The sequence below is a fragment of the Nocardia amikacinitolerans NBRC 108937 genome (assembly GCF_001612615.1).
GTDB classification, from domain to species: Bacteria; Actinomycetota; Actinomycetes; order Mycobacteriales; family Mycobacteriaceae; genus Nocardia; species Nocardia amikacinitolerans.
The window spans coordinates 57,365-78,950 of the sequence record NZ_BDAU01000041.1 but is presented as its reverse complement, the minus strand read 5'-3'; the positions used below and the strand labels follow the sequence as shown (position 1 = coordinate 78,950).

At 68.1% G+C, this 21,586-nt stretch carries 22 protein-coding genes; 16 read left to right on the top strand and 6 right to left on the bottom strand.

The features are described from left to right. Window positions 1–337: 337 nt before the first annotated feature. The 10 genes from glgP to NAM01S_RS27575 all read left to right on the top strand — a co-directional run bounded on the left by glgP (window position 338) and on the right by NAM01S_RS27575 (window position 11,425). Window positions 338–2,953 carry an alpha-glucan family phosphorylase gene (glgP, locus tag NAM01S_RS27620; protein ID WP_067790744.1) on the top strand — a complete coding sequence of 872 codons (2,616 nt, stop codon included), beginning with the start codon at window positions 338–340 and terminating at the stop codon, window positions 2,951–2,953. Between the two features lie 204 nt (window positions 2,954–3,157). Next, entirely contained in the window at window positions 3,158–4,519 is a 1,362-nt protein-coding gene (locus NAM01S_RS27615; protein ID WP_067790742.1) for an NCS2 family permease, read from the top strand. A gap of 120 nt (window positions 4,520–4,639) precedes the next feature. Continuing rightward, window positions 4,640–5,182: a DoxX family protein gene (locus NAM01S_RS27610; RefSeq protein ID WP_067790740.1), complete on the top strand. Its 543-nt coding sequence runs from the start codon at window positions 4,640–4,642 to the stop codon at window positions 5,180–5,182. A 121-nt stretch (window positions 5,183–5,303) separates the two neighbouring features. Then, window positions 5,304–5,699 (top strand): RidA family protein, encoded by a 396-nt coding sequence (locus tag NAM01S_RS27605; protein WP_067790738.1) that lies wholly within the window; start codon window positions 5,304–5,306, stop codon window positions 5,697–5,699. 176 nt (window positions 5,700–5,875) lie between these two features. Beyond that, window positions 5,876–6,514: a formylglycine-generating enzyme family protein gene (locus tag NAM01S_RS27600; protein ID WP_218018472.1), complete on the top strand. Its 639-nt coding sequence runs from the start codon at window positions 5,876–5,878 to the stop codon at window positions 6,512–6,514. A 41-nt stretch (window positions 6,515–6,555) separates the two neighbouring features. After that, window positions 6,556–8,178, top strand: a complete 1,623-nt coding sequence (locus NAM01S_RS27595; RefSeq protein ID WP_067790735.1) for a serine/threonine-protein kinase — start codon at window positions 6,556–6,558, stop codon at window positions 8,176–8,178. 111 nt (window positions 8,179–8,289) lie between these two features. Then, window positions 8,290–8,865: a DUF3558 domain-containing protein gene (locus tag NAM01S_RS27590; protein ID WP_067790733.1), complete on the top strand. Its 576-nt coding sequence runs from the start codon at window positions 8,290–8,292 to the stop codon at window positions 8,863–8,865. Between the two features lie 36 nt (window positions 8,866–8,901). Beyond that, entirely contained in the window at window positions 8,902–9,300 is a 399-nt protein-coding gene (locus NAM01S_RS27585; protein WP_084483360.1) for a hypothetical protein, read from the top strand. A 3-nt stretch (window positions 9,301–9,303) separates the two neighbouring features. Then, window positions 9,304–10,587: a PPE domain-containing protein gene (locus tag NAM01S_RS27580; protein ID WP_067790791.1), complete on the top strand. Its 1,284-nt coding sequence runs from the start codon at window positions 9,304–9,306 to the stop codon at window positions 10,585–10,587. Between the two features lie 73 nt (window positions 10,588–10,660). Further along, the gene (locus tag NAM01S_RS27575; protein ID WP_067790731.1) at window positions 10,661–11,425 is read left to right on the top strand and encodes an ESX secretion-associated protein EspG; all 765 of its coding nucleotides are present in this window, start codon (window positions 10,661–10,663) and stop codon (window positions 11,423–11,425) included. Window positions 11,426–11,485: 60 nt separating this feature from the next. On the opposite strand, the gene NAM01S_RS27570 is transcribed toward NAM01S_RS27575, so the two are convergent. The 5 genes from NAM01S_RS27570 to NAM01S_RS27550 all read right to left on the bottom strand — a co-directional run bounded on the left by NAM01S_RS27570 (window position 11,486) and on the right by NAM01S_RS27550 (window position 16,901). After that, entirely contained in the window at window positions 11,486–11,836 is a 351-nt protein-coding gene (locus NAM01S_RS27570; protein WP_157107936.1) for a hypothetical protein, read from the bottom strand. Between the two features lie 686 nt (window positions 11,837–12,522). Further along, complete coding sequence (locus tag NAM01S_RS27565; protein WP_253799417.1) at window positions 12,523–13,230, bottom strand: methyltransferase domain-containing protein; 708 nt, start codon at window positions 13,228–13,230, stop codon at window positions 12,523–12,525. A 219-nt stretch (window positions 13,231–13,449) separates the two neighbouring features. Beyond that, on the bottom strand, window positions 13,450–15,498 hold the full coding sequence (locus NAM01S_RS27560; protein ID WP_067790727.1) for an ATP-dependent DNA helicase: 2,049 nt from the start codon (window positions 15,496–15,498) through the stop codon (window positions 13,450–13,452). A gap of 32 nt (window positions 15,499–15,530) precedes the next feature. Beyond that, window positions 15,531–16,076 carry a DMP19 family protein gene (locus tag NAM01S_RS27555; RefSeq protein ID WP_067790725.1) on the bottom strand — a complete coding sequence of 182 codons (546 nt, stop codon included), beginning with the start codon at window positions 16,074–16,076 and terminating at the stop codon, window positions 15,531–15,533. A gap of 255 nt (window positions 16,077–16,331) precedes the next feature. Next, window positions 16,332–16,901 (bottom strand): nicotinamidase, encoded by a 570-nt coding sequence (locus tag NAM01S_RS27550; protein WP_067790723.1) that lies wholly within the window; start codon window positions 16,899–16,901, stop codon window positions 16,332–16,334. 102 nt (window positions 16,902–17,003) lie between these two features. Here NAM01S_RS27550 and NAM01S_RS27545 point away from each other — a divergent pair, with 102 nt between their 5' ends. Continuing rightward, a complete protein-coding gene (locus tag NAM01S_RS27545) occupies window positions 17,004–17,213 on the top strand; it encodes a hypothetical protein (protein WP_067790721.1) in 210 nt (69 codons plus the stop codon). 46 nt (window positions 17,214–17,259) lie between these two features. Here the strand turns inward: NAM01S_RS27545 and NAM01S_RS27540 are convergent, their stop codons facing one another. After that, window positions 17,260–18,573 carry a nicotinate phosphoribosyltransferase gene (locus NAM01S_RS27540; protein WP_067790719.1) on the bottom strand — a complete coding sequence of 438 codons (1,314 nt, stop codon included), beginning with the start codon at window positions 18,571–18,573 and terminating at the stop codon, window positions 17,260–17,262. An 84-nt stretch (window positions 18,574–18,657) separates the two neighbouring features. Here NAM01S_RS27540 and clpS point away from each other — a divergent pair, with 84 nt between their 5' ends. The 5 genes from clpS to NAM01S_RS27515 all read left to right on the top strand — a co-directional run bounded on the left by clpS (window position 18,658) and on the right by NAM01S_RS27515 (window position 21,585). After that, window positions 18,658–18,978, top strand: coding sequence for an ATP-dependent Clp protease adapter ClpS (clpS, locus tag NAM01S_RS27535; protein WP_067790717.1), 321 nt, complete (start codon window positions 18,658–18,660; stop codon window positions 18,976–18,978). A 45-nt stretch (window positions 18,979–19,023) separates the two neighbouring features. Further along, on the top strand, window positions 19,024–19,593 hold the full coding sequence (gene aosR, locus NAM01S_RS27530) for an oxidative stress transcriptional regulator AosR (RefSeq protein WP_067790788.1): 570 nt from the start codon (window positions 19,024–19,026) through the stop codon (window positions 19,591–19,593). Between the two features lie 2 nt (window positions 19,594–19,595). Continuing rightward, window positions 19,596–20,654, top strand: a complete 1,059-nt coding sequence (locus tag NAM01S_RS27525) for a P1 family peptidase (RefSeq protein ID WP_067790715.1) — start codon at window positions 19,596–19,598, stop codon at window positions 20,652–20,654. A gap of 176 nt (window positions 20,655–20,830) precedes the next feature. Then, a complete protein-coding gene (locus NAM01S_RS27520) occupies window positions 20,831–21,253 on the top strand; it encodes a M67 family metallopeptidase (protein WP_067790713.1) in 423 nt (140 codons plus the stop codon). A 32-nt stretch (window positions 21,254–21,285) separates the two neighbouring features. Further along, window positions 21,286–21,585 (top strand): MoaD/ThiS family protein, encoded by a 300-nt coding sequence (locus NAM01S_RS27515; RefSeq protein WP_067790711.1) that lies wholly within the window; start codon window positions 21,286–21,288, stop codon window positions 21,583–21,585. Window position 21,586 lies beyond the last annotated feature (1 nt).

Sequence of the window (21,586 nt, the reverse complement as noted above, 5' to 3'; positions counted from 1 at the left end):
ACCCGGGGCGAGTGTTGGAAGCGACCGACGGGCCAGTGCCGGAGTGACCGAGGGCCAGCGGCGGGCGGCCGACGGGCCGAGTGTCGGAGTGACCGAGGGCCAGGCCGGGAGGCGTTCGAGGGCGCAGCGCCCGGGTGACCCAGGGCCGAATGCCGAAGGTGACGAAGTGGCTAGCGCCGGGTGGCCGACGGGTTTAGTGCCGGGGGCGATCGAGGGGCTGGCGAGGGGGTGGCCGACGGGCTGAGTGCCGGAGGCGATCGAGAGGCTAGCGCCAGGGGTGGCCGAGGGTTCAGCGTCGGGGCGGCCGAGGGGCGCGGGGTTCGGTAGGGTTCCCGGAGTGAAGGCATTGCGTCGATTCACCGTCCGTGCCCATCTGCCCGAGCGTCTCGCGGCGCTGGGCGAACTCTCCACGAATCTGCGCTGGTCCTGGCATTGGCCGACGCAGGATCTCTTCGAGGAGCTCGATCCCGAACTGTGGCGTGAGGTCGGGCGTGATCCCGTGCGCATGCTCGGGGAGGTGCCCGCCGCCCGGCTCGACGAACTGGCCGCCGACGCGGACTACACGAGCCGGGTCGACGCGGCCGCCGCGGACCTGCGCGACTACCTCGACCGCCCCGGCTGGTTCCAGCGCCAGAACGACGAGGACGGCGTGCGCGGCATCGCCTACTTCTCGATGGAGTTCGGCGTCACCGAGGTGCTGCCCAACTATTCCGGTGGCCTCGGCATCCTGGCGGGCGATCACCTCAAGGCGGCTTCGGATCTCGGCCTGCCGCTGATCGGCGTCGGCCTGCTGTATCGCTCGGGATATTTCCGGCAGTCGCTGTCCTCGGACGGCTGGCAGATCGAGCACTACCCGAGGCTCGACCCACAGGGCCTGCCGTTGCGCCTGCTCACCAGCGACCGGGACGGTAGCTCGCACGACGGCGCCGGGCCTCGGGAATCCGGCTCGCCGGTGCTCATCCACGTGGCGATGCCCGACGGTAGGGTGCTGCGGGCGCGGGTGTGGATCGCGCAGGTCGGGCGGATTCCGTTGCTGCTGTTGGATTCCGACATCGCCGAGAACGATCCGGAACTGCGCGCGGTCACCGACCGGCTGTACGGCGGCGACCAGGACCACCGCATCAAGCAGGAGATCCTCGCTGGTATCGGCGGCGTACGCGCGGTACGCGCCTACACCCGCGCCGCCGGCCTGCCCGACCCCGACGTGTTCCACATGAACGAAGGCCACGCGGGCTTCCTCGGCGTCGAACGCATCCGCGAATACGTCGCGGGCGGACTGGATTTCGACACCGCGCTGGCCGCGGTGCGGGCCGGGACGGTGTTCACCACGCACACCCCGGTGCCCGCGGGCATCGACCGCTTCCCGATGCCGATGGTGCGCCGCTACTTCGGCGGCGGCCACGGCGAGACCGAATCGGCCATGCTGCCAGGGCTTTCCGTGGACCGCATCCTTGCGCTGGGCCGCGAGTCCGATCCGTCGGTGTTCAACATGGCGCACATGGGTCTGCGGCTGGCCCAGCGCGCCAACGGCGTTTCCCAGCTGCACGGCGAGGTCAGCAGGGGCATGTTCGCGCCGCTGTGGCCTGGCTTCGATCCGGCGGAGGTGCCGATCGGCTCGGTCACCAACGGGGTGCACGCGCCGACCTGGGCCGCGCGCGAGTGGATCGACAAGGCGCGCGAGCACATCGGCGCGGAGCTGGTCCAGGAGGCGCGCGGCTGGGAACGGCTGCGCGATGTGGATCTCGGCGAACTCTGGTCCACCCGCAACACGCTGCGCGCCACACTGGTCGACGAGGTCCGCCGCAGGCTGCGCGCGTCGTGGCTGGAGCGCGGCGCCGCCCCGGCCGAACTGGGTTGGATCGACCAGGTCTTCGATCCCACCGTGCTGACCGTCGGCTTCGCGCGCCGCGTCCCCACCTACAAGCGCCTCACCCTGATGCTGCGCGATCCGCAACGGCTGCGCGCCCTGCTGCTGCATCCCGAGCGTCCGATGCAGTTGGTCGTCGCGGGCAAGAGCCACCCCGCAGACGACGGGGGCAAGTCGCTGATCCAGCAGGTCGTCCGGTTCGCCGACGACCCCGAGGTGCGCCACCGCATCGTCTTCCTGCCCGACTACGACATGTCGATGGCCCGCTATCTCTACTGGGGCTGCGACGTGTGGCTGAACAATCCGCTGCGCCCGCTGGAGGCGTGCGGCACCTCGGGCATGAAGTCAGCGCTCAACGGCGGGCTCAATCTCTCCATCCGGGACGGCTGGTGGGACGAGATGTGCGACGGCGAGAACGGCTGGGCGATCCCCACCGCCGACGGCGTCTCCGACGAACACCGCCGCGACGATCTCGAGGCCGCCGCCCTCTACGACCTGTTCGAACGCGCCGTCGCGCCGCGGTTCTACGACCGCGACAACACGGACATGCCGGTGCGCTGGGTCGAGATGGTTCGGCACACCTTGCAGACCCTCGGCCCGAAGGTGCTGGCCTCCCGCATGGTCCGGGATTACGCCGTGGAGTACTACGCACCCGCCGCGAGCGCACTGCGGCGCGCGGCGGCCGACGAGTTCGCGGGCGCGCGGGCGATCGCGGACTATCGCGGACGCGTCGCGGCGGCTTGGCCGTCGGTGAAGGTGATCCAGGTGGACAGCGCCGGACTGCCGGACACGCCGATCATCGGTGCGCCGCTCTCGCTCACCGCGCGCGTGGAGTTGGGCGGGTTGAGCCTTTCGGATGTGGTGGTGCAGGCCGTCATCGGTCGCGTTTCGCCGACCGACGAGCTCTCCGAGGTCACCACCATGCCGATGACGCACGTCGGCTCCGATTCCGGGGTGGAGTTCTTCCGGGTGGAGACACCGCTGCCGGTCTCCGGCGCCGTCGGGTACACCGTCCGCGTGCTCCCGCACAACGACCTGCTCGCCTCGGACGCCGAACTCGGTCTGGTGGCCGCGCCCAGCGCCTGACCGGGGCCGCGACGGCGGGGTGAGCAGTGTCACGTGTGTCCTCGAGCGGCGGAGCTCGGATCGGCACCGCTGTTCAGTGAATCGTCCGCTAATGTGCGCTGCCGGACGAAGTCCGTCAACAGACTCGCGCACGGCGCGGCGAAGCCGGAGGTACGCCTGACGTGCCTGGGCACCCCTTGTTCGACCGCCAAAACTGGAGAACCCATGGCAACCGACCTGCTGACCCGCACCCGGGGTCGCCTGGACACGTACTTCGGCGTCAGCGAGCACGGCTCGACCATGCGCCGCGAGGTGATGGCGGGCACGGTGACGTTCCTGGCCATGTCCTACATCCTCGCGGTGAATCCCTCGATCCTCGGTGACGAAGGCGCGCTGGGCGACAAGGGAATTCCGATGCAGGCGGTGTTCACCGCCACCGCCGTCGCCGCGCTGTTCGGCACGCTGGTGATGGGACTGTGGGCGCGGTACCCGATCGCGCTGGCGCCGGGCATGGGACTCAACGCGTTCTTCGCGTTCTCGGTGGTGCTCGGCATGGGCATTCCGTGGCAGGTCGCGCTGTCGGGCACCTTCCTGTCCGGTGTCATCTTCTTCGTGTTGGCCGTCACCAAGGTCCGCGAGAAGATCCTCAATGCCATTCCGCTACAGCTGAAGCTGGCGGTGGGCGCCGGCATCGGCATGTTCGTCGCGTTTCTCGGGCTGAAGAACGCGGGCATTGTCACCGCCAGCGAGGCGACCTTCGTCAAGCTCGGCGATTTCACCGCGGGCACCACGCTGCTGGCGCTGTTCGGCCTGCTGGTGACCCTGGTGTTCCTGGTCAAGGGCTGGCACGGCGCGGTGCTCTACGGCATCGTGCTCACCGCGGCGCTCGGCATCGTCACCGGACTGGTGGACCTGCCGGACGGCATCGCCGCCCTGCCGCGCGGGCTGGACGAGACCTTCGGCCAGGCCATCATCCACCTGCCCGACGCGTTCACCGCCCAGATGGCGGTCGTCGTGCTGACCATGTTGTTCGTCGACTTCTTCGACGCCTCCGGCACGCTCATCGGCGTGGCCAACCAGGCGAGGCTGCTGGACATGGACGGCAAGTTGCCGCGCGCCGCGAGCGCGTTCGCCGCCGACTCGGTCGGCACCGCGGCCGGCGCCGTCATCGGCACGTCGACCACCACCGCGTATGTGGAATCCACGGCCGGTGTCTCGGCGGGCGGCCGGACCGGGTTGACCGCGGTGACAACCGCGGGCTGGTTCCTGCTCGCGATGTTCTTCTATCCGGTCTTCGCGGTGGTCGCGGGATCCCCCGAGGTGACCGCGCCCGCGCTGATCGTGGTCGGCATTCTGATGGCGCGCGCGCTCGGCGAGATCGACTGGACCCGGCTCGAGTACTCGGTGCCCGCGTTCATCACGGTCATCATGATGCCGCTGACCTACTCGATCGCGAACGGGCTGGCCATGGGCATGATCTTCTATCCCGTGGTGATGACCGCACGCGGCCGGTTCAAGGAGATCCATCCCGCCATGTGGGCGCTGCTGGTGGTCTTCGCCGGATATTTCTTCTTCTTGGCCGAGTAGCCGGAATAGATCTCTGATAACTGAAGTTGGCACGAACTGTGTGACAATCGGACCGCGGTCCGATTAGTTACCGAAACTGACGACCGTGTCCACACCACGTTGCAGGGATGAGGAACCAGCATGACCACGAAGTCCACGGCACTGCCCGACATCAAGACCACCAGCTCGCTCGACGGCGTCTCGAGCGACATCGGCCTGCTGATTCTGCGGGTCGTCTTCGGTGGCTTGCTCGCCGCGCACGGCGCGCAGAAACTGTTCGGCTGGTTCTCCGGCTACGGGCTCGCGGCCACCCAGGCGAGTTTCGAGCAGATGGGGTACAACCCCGGCAAACTGTTCGGCACGCTGGCCGGTCTCACCGAGCTCGTCGGCGGGCTGATGTTGGTTGCCGGTGTGCTCACGCCGCTGGCGGCGGCCATCGTGCTCGGCACCATGTTCAACGCGATCAACGCCACCTGGGGTCCGGGTCTGTTCGGCCAGGGCGGCTGGGAGATGCCGCTGCTGTTCGGCGCCGTGGCCGCCACGTTGGCCTTCACCGGGTCCGGCAAGTTCTCGGTGGACGCCGGACGGCCTTGGGAGCGCAATGGTTTCGTGTGGGGCGCGGGCGCGGTGGTGCTCGCCGTGGTCACCGGCATCTTCACGCTGATCCTCAAGTGGGTGCTCTGAGCACGACCTGATGTAGGTGGCGCGGCGATCGAAATCGCCGCGCCGCTTTCGTTTGTCACACCTGGCGTCGCTGCGTCGTCGTCTGGGTGCGGCCCGATCAGAGATTGAAGGAGAAAGTCCGATGACCATCGAGATCAGCAATCCCGCCGAACTGCACGACCCGACCGGGTTCGGCTACAGCCACGTCGCGCGGGTGTCCGGCGAGTTGGTGCTCATCGCCGGGCAGTACGACTCGGACGCCGAAGGGCACACCACCACCGAGGATTTCGCGGGCCAAGTGGACCGGGCCTTCGCCAACCTCGGCATCGCCCTGCGCTCGGCGGGGCTGGACTACGCCGACGTCGCGCAGCTGCGCACGTTCGTCGTCGACCACGACCTCGACAAGCTCGCGGTGCTCGGCAAGAAGATCGGCGAGCTCTGGGGCGAGCGGCCGCCGACGCAGACGTTGCTCGGAGTCGCGGCGTTGGCGTTGCCGGGGATGCTTTTTGAGGTGGACGCGGTGGCGGTGCGGGGCTGAGCTTGCGGTGCCGGGCGGGTGGTGGACGCGTCCGCCCGGCTGCGGGGGTGTCCGCCCTGGCTTGGACTGCGGCGGTGCTGACGGCGAATCCGCTTGGGGCAGGGGCGTACTCGTCGCCTGCTCGGCTGCCGACCGACTACCACTACGATCGCTTGATCATGAGCGCGGAAATCGAGCTGATCACTGTCCCGGCGGGACGGGTGACGCTGTCCGATCGGCGCACCGAGCGCAGTTGGGCGGTGGATCTCGCGGCCTTTCGGATCGGCGCGGTCGCGGTGACGCAGGAGCAATACTTCGCGGTCACTGGGCTGCGGCCGAGTTCGGCCGAGGGGGATCGGCTTCCGGTGGAAGGCGTTTCGTGGTTCGACGCGATCGGCTTCTGCAACGCGCTATCGGAACGTTCGGGGCTCGCGTCCGCCTATCGGATGGACGGTTCGGCCGTGGAATGGGATGTGTCGGCGGACGGTTTTCGCTTGCCGACCGAGGCGGAATGGGAATACGCCTGCCGCGCGGGCACTTCCGGTCCGCGCTATGGTGCGCTCGACGAGATCGCTTGGTATCGCGAGAATTCCGACGGTCGAGCGCACGAGGTCGGACGGAAATCGCCCAATGCCTGGGGTTTGTACGACATGCTCGGCAACACCTGGGATTGGTGCTGGGACGTGTACGACGCCGAGGTTTATGGGGAGTACCGGGTGTTGCGCGGGGGTGGGTGGTCCGATCAGCACTGGAGCTGCCGTGCGTCGGTGCGGCGGCGGAGCCATCCGACGTTTCGGATCGATGACGTCGGGTTCCGCGTCGCTCGGTCGGGGTAGCATCGGCACGCTTGCCGGTCGACGGACGAAGGAGGGGCGGCATGCTGCAGGAGGGGGACGTCTTCGCGGGCTACGTCATCGAGCGACAGCTCGGCCGCGGTGGCATGGGTTCGGTGTATCTGGCCAGGCATCCGCGCCTGCCCCGGCGTACCGCGCTGAAGCTGCTGAATCGGGAGATGTTCGCCGACAACGAGATTCGCGCCCGCTTCGAACGCGAGGCCGACCTCGTCGCGCAGTTGGACCACCCGAACATCGTCACCGTCTACGACCGCGGGGTCGAGGACTCGCAGCTGTGGATCTCGATGCGGTACGTCGACGGTTCCGACGCCGCCGAAGCAGGCCCGAACTCGCTCGCGCCGGACCGCGCCGTCCGGATCGTCGCCGAGACCGCCAAGGCGCTGGACTACGCGCACGGCATGGGCATCCTGCACCGCGACGTCAAACCCGCCAACATCCTGCTCGCCCGCGCGGGCGTGGACCAGGAACGCGTCTTCCTCACTGATTTCGGCATCGCGCGGCTGCGCGAAGACGCGGGTCACCTGACCCAGACCGGCACCTTCACCGCCACCCTGGCCTACGCCTCGCCGGAACAGCTGACCGGTGCGCCGCTGGATGGGCGCACCGACCAGTATTCGCTGGCCTGCACGCTGTATTGGTTGCTGGCCGGTGTGGTTCCGTTCGAATCGACCAATCCCGCGGTCGTCATCCAGGGGCATTTGCAGCAGCCGCCGCCTCCGTTGAGCAGTCTTCGCCACGGACTGCCGGTCGCGCTGGACGGTGTGCTGGCGCGGGCGTTGTCGAAGCGTGCCGAGCAAAGATTCGGCAGCTGTTCGGAATTCGCGGAGGCGGCCGCGCGTGCGCTGTCAGGGGTGGCGATCGGCGGCGCGTCGGTGACACCGCCACAGCCGTACTTCGCGGCGGCCCGGGCGCCGATGCCACACGGGCAGGTCGCTTCGCCGCCGATGTCACACAGGCCGGTCGGTCCGGCACCAGCGCCGATGGGGCACGGACACGTCTATCCGGCGCCGATGGCACCCGGGCCACACGGCTCGAGGCCCCTCGGGGAGCGCCGACGCTCGCCCCTCGTTCTGCTCGCGGTAATGGCCATTGTCGCGGTGCTCGCCGTCGGCGGTGTCGCCACGGCGGTGGCGCTCAACAGCTCGAAGGACCCCGCCAACATCGACCTCATCCATCAAGAATTCCCCGGCATGGTGCCCGCCGAGCGATTCGGCACGGGCTTCCGAAATGCGAAGTGCGAGAAACGCACCACGCGGAGTACCGAGAGTTCGACCATGCAGCAGCGCCCGGACTTCGGTAGTTGGACCGAAGCCTCGTTCTGCTACAGCGGTGACGGTGTCGGTCCGAACAGCCTCAACCCGCCCTACTACGAGTTCTACCGCTACAAGTCCGCCGCCGACGCCCGCGCGGTCGTCGCCGCACTCCCCGGCAACAAGCGCTCCGAGGACGCACACGGATCGAAGACGTACACCAACTACACCCTCGACCGCCAAGAAGCCGGTTTCACCTACACCCGCATCGTCACCGTCTTCACCGGCGACACCGACCGCGAAACCCTCCTCATGTACACCCACAGCATGGAAGGCTCCCTCCACCTCGACCTGGAAGGTGTGCGGAAATGGTGGCGCGAAGCGCCGCTCTCGTGAGCTGTTGGGCGCCTGGTCGCGTTCGGATAAGCTGGGTCTGCCCGAGTGGGAACCGAGGGGGATCCGGCGCGTTGAACGCTGGCTGGGTGCTCCGCTTCGAGCAGGAGAATCATGCGAACGAGCGCTGTGAGTAGGGGATTGGCGGCGTTGTTCGCCGGGGTTGCGTTGGCGGGGACTGTGGTTGGGTGCTCGTCGGTGGTGGATGGGAATGCGCGTACCGAGGGGGCGGGAAGTCCGACCAATGGTGAGCGGTCGGTGAAGTTCAATCCGTGCACCGAGTTGTCGGCCGATGCGCTGCGGGCTATCAAAGTCGACCCGAGTTCCAAGGACATCGTCACCGATCCTCCGACTGGCCCGGCTGCTTGGCGGATCTGCCAGTGGAGTTCGACCGAGGGGCCATATCTGGTGTCGGTCGCGTCGTCAACCCGTCCGCAAGAGGACGTTCGTAGCAATGACACGGTCACCGACTTCCAGCCGGTCACAATCGGCGCGCGGTCGGGTCTTACATATCGGGACAAGACGGACCCCGACAAGTTGCGTTGTTACGTCAGCCTGCCGTCCCAGGACGGCATGTTCAACGTTGTTGTCGGCTGGCGATTCAGTGAGCGAAAGTCGATAACTCAAGCGCCCCCCTGTGATCTCGCTGTACTCCATGCGAAGGCGATTGAGCCTTTTCTGCCGAAGTGAAATCGACGAAAGTGTTCGGTAGAGAGGACCACGCAGGTGAGTGACCAACCTGGGGCTCAGATGCAACAGCAGTCTGCGCAATGGAAGACTTTGAAACAACAGGCCGAATCCGGTCAGTTACAGATGGATCCTGAGATCGGTCGAGAGCTGGCCGCCCACGCTGAGAGAATGGCCAAGGCGCTTGATGTGCTCACGAGTCAGGCGCGATGGCTCTCCTACTTGGGTGGATTCGGTACTTTGAGTTCGGCGAACGCATTGCAAGGCAAGTTCTCTAGCAAGGCGCTGGGCGGCGACGATGCGGCGGTGACGCGGCTAGGGCAAAGCATCGAAGTACTGACGCTGATGAAAGAGACCTACGAGCTGGCGGCGAAGACGCTGTCCGAGACCGACCAGGCCAATGCGCAGCAGCTCTCGCAGCAGGGCCAGGAGTGGTGAGTGATGGTTTCTTTCGAAGACTGGAAGTACGCGTTCGGGGTCACCGGCATCGTCAGCGATTCAGTTCTGGATGCGGGCAGAAATGAACGCGACGACAAGAATCGCGAAGAGCAAGAAAACGCCAAATGGAACCAGGATCGGCAGATCGTCGGTAGTGAATGGGCGGGATTGCTGGCCGAGTACAACAACTCGCGGTTCGCGGACACCGTCATCAAGGTCGACGACCCTTTCGACACCATGTCGCATGAGGAAATCTACAATGCGCTCGAGGGTGTCAACCACAGTGAGATAAACAGCAAGGCGAACGGTTGGCGTGACCTGAGCAGGGACGCACGTGCCACGGTCGAGGAGTTCAAGACCGCAGTCGAGAAATCCATCGAAGAGAAGTGGGACGGCAAGTCGGGATCCAAGGCCGTCGAGGCCACCCGCCAATTCGCCACGACCTTTACGCAGCTCGCCGCAACCTTCCAAATGGTCGCCCACGGCTTGGATCTGATCGAGGGACACCTCGAACAGGCCAGAGTCTCGGTCGGCAAGCCCGACAATCTCACCGTCGGCGACAAGATCATCGACGCCATACCCTTTCAAAACATCGTGAAGGGCCCCTCGTATCGCGCCGAGGAAGCGGAGAACCAGGCGCGGTACGTCATGAAGACGTACTACATGCCGGGCGCGAAGGATGTGGACAAGAACACGCCTATCCTCCCCGAACCCTCCAGTACGACCGACGACAAGAAGGACGAGCCGGTAATTCCCGGTCCAGGTCCTGGGCCTGGACCTGGTCTGGGGCCGGGACCTGGACCGGGTGATCCCGGCACTGACGACCCGACGGACACGGAAAACCCCGAGGATCCGACGACGGACGATCCGCAGAGCACGACTCCACAGAACACCACTCCGACCGATCCGACGTCGACCACGCCGGCCGCCACTACGCCCGCCGCGACGGTTCCCGACACCAAGTTGCCGAATACGGGTCTGCCGACGCCCTCTGGGCCGGGTCCAGGGGCGCCGGGGCCGGGGGTGCCGACGATTCCGTCGCCCGGTCGGTCGGTGCCGGGCGGGAATGTTCCCGGGCAGTCGGGGCCGTCGGGCGGGTTGGCCAACAGCCGTCCGGCGGGCACCGGCCGGGCGGGCATGCCCGGCATGGGTGCGCCAGCCGCTCGCGGCAAGGGCGACGACGACGATGAGCACAAGACGCCCGACTATTTGATCTACGACCATGGCGACGAATTGCTCGGCTCGCAGCCGCCTGCGCTGCCACCGGGTGGAGTGATCGGCGGATGAACGAACGAAGTGAGGGATTCGTGTGCCGGCGTGCCTCGCGCATGCCGGAACCGATCGTCGGCGAGGTGCAGGCATGAGCGAACAGCGTTGGCGATTGAGCGGTTTGATGTTCGAGTTGGCGGTGCAGGCTTTCGGTCGGGACCGGTTGCCCTATCCGCTGCGCGTTCTCGTGGACGATCCGAGCATCGAGGCTGCGGAGGACTACGAGCGGCTACGCAAGCAGACCGCGCGGGAGATGGCGGGCTTTGCCGGGCGGGAGTTGTTCGACGCGTTGAATGTGCTGTTGGAGCCGCAGGTTCGGGTCGAGGTGCACGGTTTCTACGGGCGTGACTTCGAGCAGGTCGTCCGGGTGCACGCTGGAATCGTCGGTGATACGGCGACCGTGGCGGTGCAACAACCCGGACCGAACCAGAACTATGGGCGCGACGTCGCGCTGACGGTGTGCCCAGCGCAAGGTGTGGCCGCGCATGTCACCGCAGTACTGCCGAAATGTGCTGCGGGACAGCTCCGTCCGGTGACAGCGCGTCGCTCCGAGGTGAATCGCCCGCCGCATGGGCAGCGCCCTGCCTCCTACACCGAGGAGGCTCGGCGGATTGTGCAGCGACCGCGTTCGGGGCTCGGGGAGATCAACGTCTTCCGCGGCGGCGCCATCGATTCCAGGCCGACCACGGACGGGCGCGGTTTCCACTGGATGGACTATCTACCCGCAGACGGTCGATATCTGCTGCACAACCACGACATGGACGAGTTCACGCTGACGCCCGGCCCCGCCGAGGAGATACAACGGCAGTTGCAGCATTTGATCGAGGCGCAACGCCCGGTGGCGCGTAGTTGGTGACAGCCGTCCTTCTGGCGGATGTACGGGGTGCTGTGGTTCACACCCCGTGTCCGTCGGGCCTCACCTTCCGACATACACCACGACACCCGCGACGATCATGGCCGCGAACAGCACCACGATCACCCAGCTAAAACGCATCCAGTTGAGCGCGGGCCAGCGCTTCGGCTCCGCGCCGATCGCGCCCTGGAAGTACTGGAGACCGGGTGACCGGTAGTAGACGGGCGTCTGCGCGCCGGGATACACCGGCACCTCGGCCACAGCCTGCCCCATGTCCTCCCACCACACCTTGTTGAGGGTCCACCGCACCCATGCTGCGGGCCGACGAGTACGGACCTCCACCGTATAGTTACCGGGCTGGGCTGGGATGTGCGTCTCACCCCAGCTGGTATCCGGTATTTCGTTGCCGTTCACCAGAATTCGTGGACCTGTCGAGTCGTAGGCGAAGGCCAGCGGCCACGTCCGATAGTACTGGGCATCGACACGGAGGCCCGTCGGGCCAGGCTCCGGCCGATAGGCTTCGAGTGGGTCCGGCGGTGCGGTAGGCAACATCCGCCACCTGTTCCGCGGACTACCCGGTAGACCGTCTGCCGCGACATCCGGCCGCGACTCGTTCCAATGCTGTTTACGCACAGCGATCCTCCTCTTATGCACCGACCAGCGGTTCGACTCCGGCTAGGCGAGTTGCGGTTCTTACTTCGCTTGGTCTTCCGCGAGCCCGATAACGACCGCCGTGCGGGCTTCTGTGTGGAGGCCTAGCTCCGTTCGGAGTGCGGGTTGCTACTTCATTCGACGTTGCGGTGATCCGATCGGCTCCATCGAATTCCGGTCACACCGCCTAGTGCGGATTCTCCGTTTCGCGGACGTGATCGACGTCGTGCCTTCTGCCGCTGCGTCTTCCGGTGTGCGGGCCGAAGAACCCGGACGGACATCGCCCGGTGATCGGACTGGTTGGGCTGCTGCCGAGCCTGGTGCTCGACTACCTCCGGCGCGCGCAAGGTCGAACGAACCCGCCGTCGGCAACGCCCGCTGATCGGCGATCTCGCGGATGCTGGTCGACCCCAGGGTTATCGCAGCGCGCGGAATCGGCCGCTGGTGGGTCAATTCTGGTTCGGGTGGAGGACGAGCATGCTGGTTGCACCGTGGTGGAATTCGTAGCGGGTGGGGCGGAGGGTGGTGGGGATGCCCTTGTGGTGCAGTTCCTTTCGGAGATTGGTGACGAGGTCGTCTTGGTGGCGGCCGGTGTGGTCGACGAGGGGGTAGAGGCGGGTCTCGCCGCGGGTGACGCGGGAGAGTTCGAGTAGGGCGGCGAGGTGGAAGTCGGCGTCGAGGCGGTCGGCGTAGGTGAACAGCAGGTGCGAGCTCAGGGTGAGGTCGAAGCTGTTGTCCGCGAAGGGGAGTGCCGGCAGCTGGGCGGCGACGTAGCGGTCGGGGTTGGCGGCGAGATCGGCGCCGAAGCGGCCGGCGGCGGACAGCCGAACGGCTCGGAGGTGGTCCGGGTCGCCGTAGAAGTCCCAGCGGTAGCGGTCGTGATGTGCTCCGGCGTAAGCGCTTCCGCGTTCGGTCTCGGTGCGGGCGAGCTCGCGCAGTTCGGCGGGGGGCTTTGCGTAGATGGGGTCGGTGGCGGTGACGTGCGCGCCGAGGGCGGCGGCTTCGGCGGTGAAACTCGCTGCGCCGCCCGGGCAGTCGAGTATGCGGCGGCCGCGCAGGTCGGTGTCCGCGAGGTCGAAGATGGCGCGATACTCGGCCAAAGATCTTGCGCTGATCAGGAATTCACCGAGTGCGTCGGTTTCGGTGGGTGGCTTCATCCAAAAACCGTCTCATACGGTGCGCGAGCGCGACACCCGAATTTCGCGCGGTGGAAGATTTTTGGCGGTATCCCCGCGCCGCGTGCAGGGCTTGGCGCGGGGATCGCCGATACCTCGGTGCGGGAATTGGGGTTCACCGAAGTACCACCGCCCAATTTACTTCCACGCGGAATCAACGATGGATGTTTGTGAGTGGTATCACAGTTCGGTCGCGCGCGGTCAGACGCTGCTCGCCGTGAGTCGTTTCAACGCCTTCACGACCACCTCCGGATCGGCGGTCTCCCAGTACGGCGGGAGCGTCGCACGCAGGTAACCGCCGTAGCGGGCGGTGGCCAAACGAGAGTCGAGGATCGCGACGACACCGCGATCGTCCACGCTGCGCAGCAGCCTGCCGGTGCCCTGGGCGAGCAACAGTGCCGCGTGATTGGCCGCGACGGTGAGAAAGCCGTTGCCGCCGCGGGATTCGACCGCGCGCTGCCGCGCCGCGAGCAGCGGGTCGTCGGGCCGGGGGAACGGAATGCGGTCCAGGATCACCAGGCTCAGCGACGGGCCTGGCACGTCGACGCCCTGCCACAGCGACAGGGTGCCGAACAGCGAGGTCTCCGGATCGTCGGCGAACTTGCGGACCAGCGCGCCCGTCGAGTCCTCGCCCTGGCACAGCACCGGTGTGTTCAAGCGGTCGCGCAGCGCGTCGGTGGCGGCGCGGGCGGCGCGCATGGAGGAGAAGAGGCCGAGGGTGCGTCCGCCCGCCGCGTCGATCAGGCGCTCGATCTCGTCCAAATAGGCGGGCGGCAGACCGTCGCGGCCCGGCGGCGGCAGATGTTTGGCGACGTAGAGGATGCCCGATTTGGCGTGGTCGAAGGGGGAACCGACGTCGAGCGAACTCCAGCGCACGGTTTCGGTGTCGGACGGCGCCTGAGCGCCGTTGGCCGTCCCGGTGTCGGGGCGGTTCGCGGACTGCGCGGGCAGTCCCCAGGTGACCGCGAGCCCGTCGAACGATCCGCCGATTTGCAGGGTGGCCGAGGTGAGCACGACGGTGGCGGTGCCGAACAGCCGCGAGCGCAGCAACCCGCCCACCGACAGCGGCGCCATGCGCAGCGTCTTGCGCGGCACGCCGCCGCGCGCGTCCTCGGCCGCCAGCCAGATGACGTCGCGCCGGGATGCCGGATCGGGTTCGTCGAACGCGGTGAGCGCGCGGACGGCGCTGTCGTGCACCTCGTCGATCGCGGCCAGCGCCAGGGTGCGTGCGGCCGCCGTGTCGGGATCGCCCTGCGCGGTGCTGCTGCCGGGCGGCGCGAGTTCGGTGCGGGCGTTCCACGCGGCATCGCGCACCAGGGCGAGTACCTGGGCGACGCCGTCGGGCATCGTGTCCCAGCGGGCCGGCGGCAACGCGTCGAGGACCTCGTGCCAGGCCTCTGCCGCTCCTTCCAGCCGGTCGAGCTCGCGTTCGTCGATGAGTTTGGCGCAGCGGCGGGCGGCGGCGCTGATCGCGGGCGGCGCCAGCTCGGCGGTGGCCACCCCGGTGACCCGGTCGACGAGCTCGTGCGCTTCATCGATCACGACGACATCGTGTTCGGGCAGCACCTGGATGCCACTGATGGCATCGATGGCCAGCAGCGCATGGTTGGTCACCACCACGTCGGCCTGTGCCGACTCGGCGCGGGCGCGCTCGGCGTAGCAGTCCTGGCCGAACGGGCAGCGCGATTTGCCGAGGCACTCCCGCGAGGACACGCTGACCTGGCGCCAGGCGCGGTCGGTGACGCCAGGCGCGAGTTCGTCGCGATCGCCGGTCTCGGTGTTGGACGCCCAGTCGTTGAGGCGCTGCACCTCGCGGCCGAGGCGGGAGATGGCGAACGCGTCGAAGAGCTCGGCTTCGGCAGGCTCGTCGGGAATGGCGCTGTTGATCTTGTTGAGACACAGATAGTTGTTGCGGCCCTTGAGAATCGCGAAGCGGGCCGGGCGGCCGAGCGGCTTGGCCAGCGCCTCGGCCAGGCGCGGAAGGTCGCGGTCCACCAGCTGGCGCTGTAGCGCGATCGTCGCGGTCGAGACCACCACCGTGCGCCCGGTGCGCACCGCATGCCGCAGGCTCGGCACCAGGTAGGCCAGCGACTTGCCGGTGCCGGTTCCGGCCTGCACGGCCAGATGCTCCTTGGTGTCGATCGCGTGGTCGACGGCCGCCGCCATTGTCACCTGCCCGGAGCGCTCCTTGCCGCCGAGCGCGTGCACGGCGGTGGCCAAAAGGTCGGAGACTGGGGGCAGTTCGGGCACGCGTGCAGCCTACTGCTCGCCACCGACACGGTTCACCGGTCGGGCCGGACGAAGTCGTCCAGGTTGGCGCGCGCGTACTCCAGCACGCATTGCTGGAAATCCGCGGGCTCGTTGGCGTCGTAGAGCGCGTCCGCACGGTTCTTGCGCGAGTTGTCCGGCGGCTGCCTGATCTGGTCGGGGTTGTCGAGCACGGCGTACTCGTCGTCCCAGAGCCGATCCAGGTCGGCGTCGTCGTGCGATTCCGCGAGCGCCTCGTACCCGGCGACGACCACCGCGGCCGCCAGCCCCGGCATACCCGCGGCCCGCAGCGCGCCGGGCAGCCAGGGGAGTTCGTCGACCCGCCGCGCGAGATAGCGGCCGAAGCCACCCGCGTCGACGTGCTCGTCCAGCGCGGCGAGCACCATCAGGTTGGCGAAGGCGGGCGGCAGCGCGGTGCGGCGACGGACCGGGTCGGCGCGCAGTTCCTCGGTCGCGGGGTTGGACCAGAAGACGATGTCCGCGGCGCGAGCGATGTCGTCGGCGTCGGCGAGCGCTCGGGCGACGGCGGCGCGGGCGCTCGCCGGAAATCGGTAATCCACGGGGGTGGACCCTAGAGGGCACTGCGAGGTCCGGCCGCGCCGGGACGAGCGGTCGATCGCCGAGCGGGCGCGATCGCTGTCCGTAAGGCTGGGCTACGCGGCGGTTGCGCGGGCACGGCGCCGGGACGAGTGCAGTCACGTGCCGGTCCGGCTCGCCGCCCAGGCCCTGCCTCGAATTGCCGTCCGGCGCCTGCGCGGCTCAGTCGCCGCCCGGCCGCATTGTCGTCGCCGCCTGACCGCACTTCGTGCCAGGGCCTAGCGGACGGGCAGTTCCCCCGCGACGTCGATGCCCGCGGTCCGCATCTCGTCGATGGCCTTGTCGGTCGTCGCCCGCGCCACCCCCGCGGTCAGATCCAGCAGCACGCGCGTCTCGAATCCGGCCGACCTGGCGTCCAACGCGGTGGCGCGCACGCAGTGATCGGTGGCGATGCCGACCACGTCGACGGTGTCGATGTCGTGTTCGCGCAGCCACTCGGCGAGGATGACGCCTTCGGCGGTCGCGCCCTCGAAACCCGAATAGGCGGCGGAGTATTCGCCCTTCGAGAAGACGGCCTGGATCGGTGCGGTGTCCAGCTTCGGGTGGAACTCGGCGCCGGGGGTGCCCGCGCGGCAGTGCGGGGGCCAGCTGTCCACGTAGTCCGGGTCGGCGGAGAAGTGCGCGCCCGGGTCGACGTGATAGTCGCGGGTCGCGACGACCGCGGCGTACTCGCCGGTGGCCGCGTGGTCGCTGATGCGTTCGGCGACCGCGGCGCCTCCTTCGACGGCCAGCGAACCGCCTTCGCAGAAGTCGTTCTGCACGTCGACGATGATCAACGCCCGGTTCATCTCATGACACCTTTCGCGTGATGTAAACGAAGACTACCCCGCCGGTGATTACCTCTTGCCGCCTCGTCTCACGCGGCGAATTCGGTTCGTACTGGAGGAATCATGAGCCATGTAGCGAAGAGGTGCGCCGGGATCGCCGTCGGGTCCGGCGCTGGCTACACCGCCGCCTCGCTTGCCATGAACGGTGACTGGCCGAGCGGCGTCGAATGGGTCGTCCTCGCGGCAGGCGGAATCCTGGTCGCCGTGATCGCGGCACTGATCGTGCTGCTGCTCGCCGCGGTCGGCAACCGACGCGCCGACGACCCAAGGTGACCACCACCGCGCCTGACACGGTGAAGGTCACCTCGGGTCGGTTACCTCAGCTCAGGAATGTCGTCGGAATGGCGGGCTCGCCATCGGAGAGCTTCAACCCTTCCCACGGCAGGCTGATCAGACCGCTCGACACCAGCGCGCGACTCTCGGCCAAGGTCGGTAGTCCGTCGACGACCTTGCCGTCACGGACCAGCGGGACCAGCAGCTGTCGCGCCTCGAACTCGCCGGTCTCGGGCGCGGGGCCGGTCGCCGGGTAGACGATCTCCTCGACGATGGTGCCGGTATCGCGCGCCAGCCGAACGGCTTTCTTGGTGCCGCCGCGCGACTCCTTGTGGCTGCTGCGCTTGGCGACCGGCAACCCGTCCACCTCGACCAGCTTGTAGACCATGCCCGCTGTCGGCGCGCCCGAACCGGTGACGAGCGCGGTACCGACGCCGTAGACGTCGACGGGTTCGGCGCGCAGCGCGGCGATCGCGTTCTCGTCCAGATCACCCGAGACGATGATGCGGGTCTTCTTCGCGCCGAGCCGGTCGAGCTGATCGCGCACCTGCCTGGCCAGCACGCCGAGATCGCCGGAATCGATACGCACACCGCCGAGTTCGGTGCCCGCGACCTCGATCGCGGCGGCCACGCCATCGGTGATGTCGAATGTGTCGACCAGCAGGGTGGTGCCGACGCCGAGCGTCTGGACCTGGCTGCGGAAGGCGGCGGCCTCGTGCGCGCCGTCGGCGCCGCTGTGCAGCAGGGTGAAGGCGTGCGCGCTGGTGCCCGCGCCAGGCAGTCCGTAGCGGCGCACCGCCTCCAGGTTGGACGTGGCGTCGAAGCCCGCGAGATAGGCGGCCCTGGACGCCGAGGGCGCGGCCAGTTCGTGGGTGCGCCGCGAACCCATCTCGATCATCCTGCGTCCCGCCGCGGCGCTCACCATGCGCGCCGCGGCGGAGGCGATCGCGCTGTCGTGGTTGAGGATCGACAGGACCAGCGTCTCCAGCAGGACGCACTCGCCGAAGCTGCCGCGCACCGAAAGGATCGGCGAACCCGGGAAATACAATTCGCCCTCGGCGTAGCCGTCGATGTCGCCGGTGAACCGGTAGTCGCGCAGCCAGTTCAGCGTCCGCTCGTCCAGGAATTCGGCGACGGTCGCCAGCTCGGATTCGCCGAACCGGAAGTCCGCGAGCGCGTCGAGCAAACGTCCGGTTCCGGCGACGACGCCGTAGCGGCGGCCGTGTGGCAAGCGCCTGGCGAATACTTCGAAGGTGCAGGTGCGATGCGCGGAGCCGTCGGCGAGCGCGGCGGCCAGCATGGTGAGTTCGTACTGGTCGGTCAGCAGTGCGGTGCTGGCGACGGCGTCGCGGTGGTCCACACCGGCCACTGTAGCCAGCGGAACGCGCGGGGCGGGCGGTGCGCGGGTGTTGTATCTCCGGAGTCGAGTCGTACCCTGGACGTTATGAGCTTGTGCGAAACGAACTCGACACTGTCGGCGGCACAGGCGACTCCGGAAGCGGTCGAGTACACCGAGATCCTGGAGGCGGAGGACCGTCCGTGGGTGACCGTGGTGTGGGATGACCCGGTCAACTTGATGCACTACGTCACCTACATATTCCAGAAGCTCTTCGGGTACAGCAAAGCCAAGGCGACCGAATTGATGCTGCAGGTGCACAACGAAGGAAAGGCTGTGGTGTCGTCCGGATCGCGCGACAAAATGGAGCAAGACGTCCGTCGACTGCACGCGGCAGGCCTGTGGGCGACCATGCAGCGGGACGACTGATCGGTACGACTACCCTGGCGCTCGTGCGTGAACGGAGCAGGCGCGGTGCGTAAGTGGAGCCGCAAGAACTCGTTGAGCGGCCTCAAATTGCGGACCGAGATGGACGCGAGAGAGGCCGGAGTCCTGCGCTCCCTGGTCGGCGCGGTGTCCGGGCTGCTTTCCGAGCGATCGCAGTCCGCGCCCGAGGACGAACTCGCCGCGCTCACCGGCCTGCGCACGGGCAACACGGCCCCGCCGGACGACCCGCGGTTGTTGCGGCTGCTGCCGGACTTCCACCGCGCCGAGCCGGGGTCCCCCGACGCCGAGCGCGCCGACTTGAACAGTGCCCTGCGCGGCCTGCACGAGCCGGAGATCATCGACAGCAAGCTCGCCGCGGGCGCGGTGGTGCTCGACACCGTCCCGCCGGACGGCGGCAAGATCGTGCTCACCCCGGAACAGGCCGACGCGTGGCTCACCGCGCTCACCGACGTCCGGCTCGCGCTGGGCACCGTGCTTGGGATCGAGGCCGACACGCCCGACCATCTGGATCCCGATGATCCGCGTGGCCCGCATTTGGACGTCTACCACTGGTTGACCTGGATGCAGGACACGTTGCTCCAAGCCCTGGCTCCCTGACCATGAACGCAGCGCCGGGCCCACGCGATTCGCTCACCGACGTCGCAGGGCTCCTCGTCGGCCACCATCACGCCCTCGACCCCGACGCCACCCTCGGTTCGGGCGCGGCCACCGGCTGCACGGTGATTCGCGCACCGGGCGGCGCGGTCGCCACGGTCGACGTGCGCGGCGGCGGACCCGGCACCCGCGAGACCGATCTGCTCGACCCGTCCAACACCGTCCGCCAAGTCCACGCGATCCTGCTCACCGGCGGCAGCGCCTACGGTCTCGCGGCCGCCGACGGCGTCATGCGCTGGCTCGAGGAGCAGGGCGAAGGCATTCCGATGGACCCCGAGGACGCCGACCGGGTGGTGCCGATCGTGCCGGGCGCGGTGATCTTCGACCTCCCGGTCGGCGACTGGTACGCGCGCCCGACCGCCGATTTCGGCTACCGGGCTGCCGCCGCGGCATCCGCCGATTTCGAGCGCGGCTCGGTCGGCGCGGGTGTCGGTGCGCGCGCCGGATCGATCAAGGGCGGCATCGGCAGCGCGAGTCTCGTGCTCGACGACGGTCCGGCCGCGGGTGTCACCGTCGCCGCGTTGGTGGTCGCCAACCCGGTCGGTTCGGTGTTCGATCCGCGCACCGGTCTGCCCTGGGGAGTAGGCACCGATGGACCCGAGCGGTTCGGCTTGCGTCCGGCGAGTCCGGAAAAGCTGGCAAGCGCGAACGCGTTGCCGGTGAAAGGCACCGTCCTCAACACCACGATCGGCGTCGTCGCCACCGACGCGCCGCTGGAACCGGCCGGATGCCGCCGGATGGCCACCACCGCGCACGACGGTCTCGCCCGCGCCATCCGGCCCGCGCACTCTCCCCTCGACGGCGACACCTTGTTCGCCGTGTCCACCGGCACCGCTCGGATCGCGCCCGTCCCGCTCCCGCCCGCCTTCCCAGACGACCTGCTACTCCTCGACGCCCTCTGCACCGCCGCCGCCCTCTGTGTCGAACGCGCCATCGTGAACGCCATCCTCACGGCCACCCCCGTCGCCCACATCCCCACCTACACCGACCTCTTCCTCGACTGACGCCACACACCTTTCGCACAGACGCGCCGCGCGACACGCCGTACCGGTGAGCAGAACCTGTGTGCCGACGAACGGGGGAAACGAGGACCGGGGAACGAGGCGCCGGGAATAGGCGAATATTCTGGCTCGTTGTCGGCTGTGACCGGTCGGCGAAGATATGCGGAAGGGTTCGACTAGTGCTGGTGATCAGAGCCGACCTCGTGGAGGCGATGGTGGCGCACGCCCGCGCCGACCACCCCGACGAGGCCTGCGGGGTCATCGCGGGCCCGGAGGGGTCCGATCGCCCGGAGCGATTCATCGCGATGGTCAACGCCGAGCGCTCGCCGACCTTCTACCGCTTCGACTCCGGCGAACAGCTGAAGGTGTGGCGCGAGATGGACGCGGCCGACGAGGAGCCGGTGGTGATCTACCACTCGCACACCGCCACCGAGGCCTACCCAAGCCGCACGGACATCTCCTACGCGTCCGAGCCCAACGCGCACTACGTGCTGGTCTCGACCCGCGACCCCGAACAGCACGAGCTGCGCAGCTACCGGATCCTGGACGGCGAGGTCACCGAGGAACCGGTGCGGATCGTCGCCGCCTACGAGACCGCCTGACCCCGAGCCCTGACGAAAACCGAGGAGTACCCATGTCGGTAACCGTGTCCATCCCGACCATCATGCGCGGTCTCACCAACGACCAGAAGCGCGTGCAGGCCGAGGGCGAGACGCTGTCCGCGCTGATCGACAACCTCGACGCCAACCACCCCGGCCTTGCCGAGCGCCTGCTGAAGGACGGCAAGCTGAACCGCTTCGTCAACATCTACATCGATGACGAGGACGTCCGCTTCGTCGGTGGTCTGGCCGCCGAGGTGCCCGAGGGCGCGAGCGTCACCATCCTGCCCGCCGTCGCCGGTGGCGCGCGGACGCACGTCGACCGGATCAGCTGAG